At 59.1% G+C, this 4,581-nt stretch carries 5 protein-coding genes; 4 read left to right on the top strand and 1 reads right to left on the bottom strand.

The annotated features are described in order from the left end of the window. Window positions 1-320, bottom strand: a 320-nt coding sequence (locus ACC569_RS13975) for a PleD family two-component system response regulator (RefSeq protein WP_372524145.1), incomplete at its 3' end; no start/stop codon positions are given. Between the two features lie 376 nt (window positions 321-696). Here ACC569_RS13975 and gshA point away from each other — a divergent pair. The 4 genes from gshA to ACC569_RS13995 form a co-directional block, all read left to right on the top strand. Continuing rightward, window positions 697-2,031 carry a glutamate--cysteine ligase gene (gene gshA / locus ACC569_RS13980; protein ID WP_372524146.1) on the top strand — a complete coding sequence of 445 codons (1,335 nt, stop codon included), beginning with the start codon at window positions 697-699 and terminating at the stop codon, window positions 2,029-2,031. Between the two features lie 10 nt (window positions 2,032-2,041). Continuing rightward, window positions 2,042-3,001, top strand: coding sequence for a glutathione synthase (gene gshB, locus ACC569_RS13985; RefSeq protein WP_372524142.1), 960 nt, complete (start codon window positions 2,042-2,044; stop codon window positions 2,999-3,001). A 142-nt stretch (window positions 3,002-3,143) separates the two neighbouring features. Continuing rightward, window positions 3,144-4,034 carry an energy transducer TonB gene (locus ACC569_RS13990; protein WP_372524143.1) on the top strand — a complete coding sequence of 297 codons (891 nt, stop codon included), beginning with the start codon at window positions 3,144-3,146 and terminating at the stop codon, window positions 4,032-4,034. Between the two features lie 41 nt (window positions 4,035-4,075). After that, window positions 4,076-4,581: YqgE/AlgH family protein (locus ACC569_RS13995; protein ID WP_372524144.1), on the top strand; the 506-nt coding region annotated here is incomplete at its 3' end.

Here is a 4,581-nt window from a genome sequence, read left to right on the forward strand (position 1 = left end):
AGCTCTTCCTGGGTGAACGGCTTGTTGACGTGTTCTTCCGATCCGGCGATCCGCCCGCGGGCGCGATCGAAAAGCCCGTCCTTGCTCGATAACATGATGACCGGCGTGTCCCGGAATTTCTTGTTGTTCTTGATCAGCTGGCAGGTCTGGTAACCATCGAGCCGTGGCATCATGATGTCGACGAAAATAATGTCCGGATTGTTATCGGTGATCATCGACATGGCCTCAAACCCGTCGGCGGCCGTGTAGACTTCGTAACCGGCCTTCTTCAGCAACGCCTCGGCCGTGCGTCGTATCGTGTTGCTGTCATCGATAATCATCACTTTGATGCTCACGTGCGCTATCCTCGCCGAGACTCTGCCCATGGGACGCAATTCTCCCACCCACCGCGCGACAACCGGTCGGTTAATGATGTAATTTGTGCAGTTATTTTCCTATAACAATGATTTGGTAGCACAAACACCACCCAAAATCCATGCACTGGCCTGTGCCGGCTCACCCTACTCAATATAGTCCATGCTTCGGCCAGTCGTCCGGATACAGCCTCGGCCCTCAATCCTGTCCAGGCGGTCCCCAAGGAGGCAGGAAAAATGGGCAAATAGCAGCATGAATCGTACCAACCCCTGGACTTAACTTGGACCAAGGCAATCAGCTACCATGGGGTCAAGACCAGTCATGACGCAATACCAGGGAACCATGGGTAACGACTCTCGGCCTGCCGTTCCACACCTGACCACGGCCCTGACCGGGCCGTTGCAGAAGATTGAAACCCACCTGCTGCAAAACCAGGCTGGCATCGAGCGCTGGTTCCGTTCCCAGTGGCAGCTGACCCCGGCGCCCTTTTATTGTTCCGTGGATCTGCGCAATGCCGGTTTCAAGCTGGCGCCGGTGGACACCAACCTGTTCCCGGCCGGGTTCAACAACCTCAACCCGGCCTTCCGCTCGTTGGCGGTGCAGGCGGTCCAGGCGGCGCTCGAGCGCATCTGTCCGAGCGCCGGTGGCGTGCTGGTCATTCCCGAGAACCACACGCGTAACCTTTTCTACTTCGAGAGCCTCGCCACCCTCGTCGAAATCCTGACCAAGGCCGGCCTACGCGTGCGGCTCGGTTCGATGCTACCTGATTTGCGCGAACCGAAAACCGTGGAGCTTCCCTCCGGACGGCGGCTCACGCTCGAACCGCTCGTGCGTCGGGAAAACAAGATTACGGTAACCGACTTCGATCCCTGCTTCGTGTTGCTCAATAACGATCTCTCCGGCGGCTTGCCAACGGTCCTGCAAAATCTCGAACAGCCCGTCGCCCCGCCGCTGTCGCTCGGATGGTGGAAACGCCTGAAGTCGAATCACTTCACCCATTATCACCGCATCGCCGCGGAATTCGCCGACCTGATCAAGATCGATCCCTGGCTCATCGATCCGATCTTCCGCAAGTGCGGCAAGATCGATTTCGAGAAACGCACTGGCGAAGAGTGCCTGGTCAATTACGTCGAAGAAGTGCTGGCGGCGACCCGGCTCAAATACCGCGAGAACGGGATCGACCAGGAACCGTTTGCGATCGTCAAGGCCGACGCCGGCACCTACGGCATGGCGATCATGACCGTCAAGAGCGCCGATGACGTGCGTGCGCTAAATCGAAAACAACGCAACAAAATGGCACATACGAAGGAAGGACAGGCCGTCACCGACATCATGGTTCAGGAAGGGGTATATACCTTCGAGACCTGGGGCGCGAAGAACGCGGTCGCCGAACCGGTGGTGTACATGATCGACCACTTCGTCATCGGCGGCTTCTACCGCGTGCATACCGAACGCCGCACCGATGAGAACCTGAATGCCCCCGGCATGCAATTCGAACCTCTCGCCTTCGCCGACCCCTGCAGCTATCCCGACCCGCACCAGGCACCCGATGCCAATCCCAACCGCTTCTACGCCTACGGCGTCTTGGCACGCCTGGCGCTGCTGGCCGCGGCGCGCGAATCCAAGGAAGCCGGGTTGGCGACCGCGACGCAAGGCCTGAAACAGGCCATTGTCTGAACGCCGCTCCGTGACTATTCGGCTTGGCGTGGTGATGGATCCGATCGGATCCATCAAGATCCATAAAGACAGTACTTTCGCCATGCTGCTCGAGGCCCAGGCGCGCGGCTGGGTCGTGCGTTATATGGAACAGAATGACCTGTTCCTACGCGACGGACAGACTTTCGCGCACCACCACGCGCTCAGATTGATCGAGAATGAGCATCGTTGGCATGAACTCGGCGAATCTCTCACGGAACCGCTAGCGGCGATGGATGTCGTCCTCATGCGCAAGGACCCGCCGTTTGACATGGAGTACATTTACACCACGTATCTGCTCGAGCGTGCCGAGGACGCCGGCGTGCTGGTGGTAAATAAACCACGTAGCTTGCGCGACGCCAACGAGAAGCTTTTCACCGCCTGGTTTCCGCAGTGCACGCCGCCCACCCTGGTGACGCGCTCGTCCGAACAGATTCGCAGCTTTCTCGCCGAACATGGCGACATCATCCTCAAGCCGCTTGGCGGCATGGGCGGCGAGTCGGTATTCCGCCTGCGCCGCGGCGATCCGAACACGAACGTGGTGCTCGAAACTCTGACCGCCGATGAAACCCGCTTTGCCATGGCGCAGCGCTTCATCCCCGAAATTGCCCAAGGCGACAAGCGCATCCTGCTGGTCGACGGCGAGCCCATTCCCTACGCGCTGGCCCGCATCCCGGCCGAAGGCGAAACCCGCGGCAATCTCGCCGCCGGTGGCACGGGGGTCGGCGTACCGCTCAGCGAGCGCGACCGCTGGATCTGCGCGCAAGTCGGCCCGGTGCTGCGCGAGAGGGGGCTGCTTTTCGTGGGGCTGGACGTCATTGGCGATTACCTGACGGAGATCAACGTCACCAGCCCGACCTGCATCCGGGAACTTGACCGGCTTTACGGACTCCATATCAGCGCCGGGCTCATGGATGCCATCGCCTCCCGGCTCGCGCGCCGGCAGAATTAAGAACCTCTAAAATATGAAAAAGCAAGCCACGGAAGTCACAGAGTAAAACCATTTTTCACTATCTCTGTGTACTCTGTGGCTAAAATTTTAACTTTCATTTTGATATAAGCTTTAAGATATACGTGATGTTTTTATTCCACACATGACTACCCAGACGATCTCCGATTTCTCGCAAAACGACCGTCTCGGGGTGAGCGTCTTTGGCTCATTCCTGGTGCACATGGTCGTGATCCTGGGCGTCACCTTTACTTTGCCCCTATTGCGCAACTTGCCGGGATTGCCGACGCTCGAAATCACGCTGGTGCAGACCTCGAGCGACAAGCGCACGCCGGACCCGGAGTTCCTCGCCCAGGCCAACCAGGACGGCGGCGGTGACAGCGACACCGCCGAGATCGCCAAGAATCCGCTACCGGTGCGCGAGATCAGTCAGGTCAACCGTGACTTCCCGACGTTCCAATCCTTTCCTCAAAAACGCGTTTCATCCGAACGCGAAATGACCGCGCTGCTTTCCCAGGACGCCACCCGGAAAATCAAGGCGCGCGACGCCAAGCCGGACAATAAAGAGTTGCAGTTGCAGCCGCCCAGCCTCGGGCTCATGGCACGGGCGGAAATACTTCAGGAACGCGCGCGCCTAAACGCCGAGATCAGCCGCACCTGGCAGGAGTATCAGAAACGTCCACGGCATAAGTTCCTGAACGCGCGCACGCAGGAATATAAATTCGCCGCCTACATGGACGCCTGGCGCGCCAAGGTCGAAAGCGTCGGTAACCTCAATTATCCCAGCGAGGCAAAGCGACGCCATTTGACGGGGAACTTGCTCCTCGACGTGGCGCTCAATGCCGACGGCAGCATCAACGAAATCTCGATCCGGCGCTCTTCCGGCCAGCAGATCCTCGACGATGCCGCGATTCGCATCGTTGAACTCGCCGCGCCTTTCGCGCCCTTTCCGTCCGAGATTCGCACAGACCTGGACGTGCTGCACATCACCCGTACCTGGAAATTCAACGAATCCGGACTCACCAGCGAGAACTAGGCGTCTTGAGTCTGGCAGCCGACTGCCGGATACTGTTCTTCATGAAAGACACGGATTCACTCGCCAACCATTTCCTGATCGCCATGCCGAATCTCGCGGATGCAAATTTCGCGCGCAGTGTCACGCTCATTTGCGAGCATTCGGAAGAGGGCACCATGGGCGTGGTGATCAACCGCATGATGGACCTGCATCTCGGCGAGATTTTCGAACAGCTCGGCATCGAGACAAACTCGGAGAGCCACGCCGATACCGCCGTCTACTTTGGCGGCCCGGTGCAGAACAACCGCGGTTTCGTGCTGCATGAACCCCTCGGTAACTGGGAATCCACCCTGTCGGTGACGGACAAGTTCGGCGTATCCACCTCGCGCGACATCCTCGAGGCCATTGCAGAAAATCGCGGCCCGGAAAAATTCATGGTGGCCCTCGGTTACGCCGGCTGGGGTGCGGGGCAGCTCGAGCGCGAGATCGCCGAAAACTCCTGGCTCTCCGGACCGGCCAGCCGCGAAATCATCTTCGACCTGCCGGTGGAACACCGCTGGAAAGCGGC

Origin of the sequence: Sulfuricaulis sp. (assembly GCF_041499725.1) — a bacterium.
GTDB lineage: Bacteria > Pseudomonadota > Gammaproteobacteria > Acidiferrobacterales > Sulfurifustaceae > Sulfuricaulis.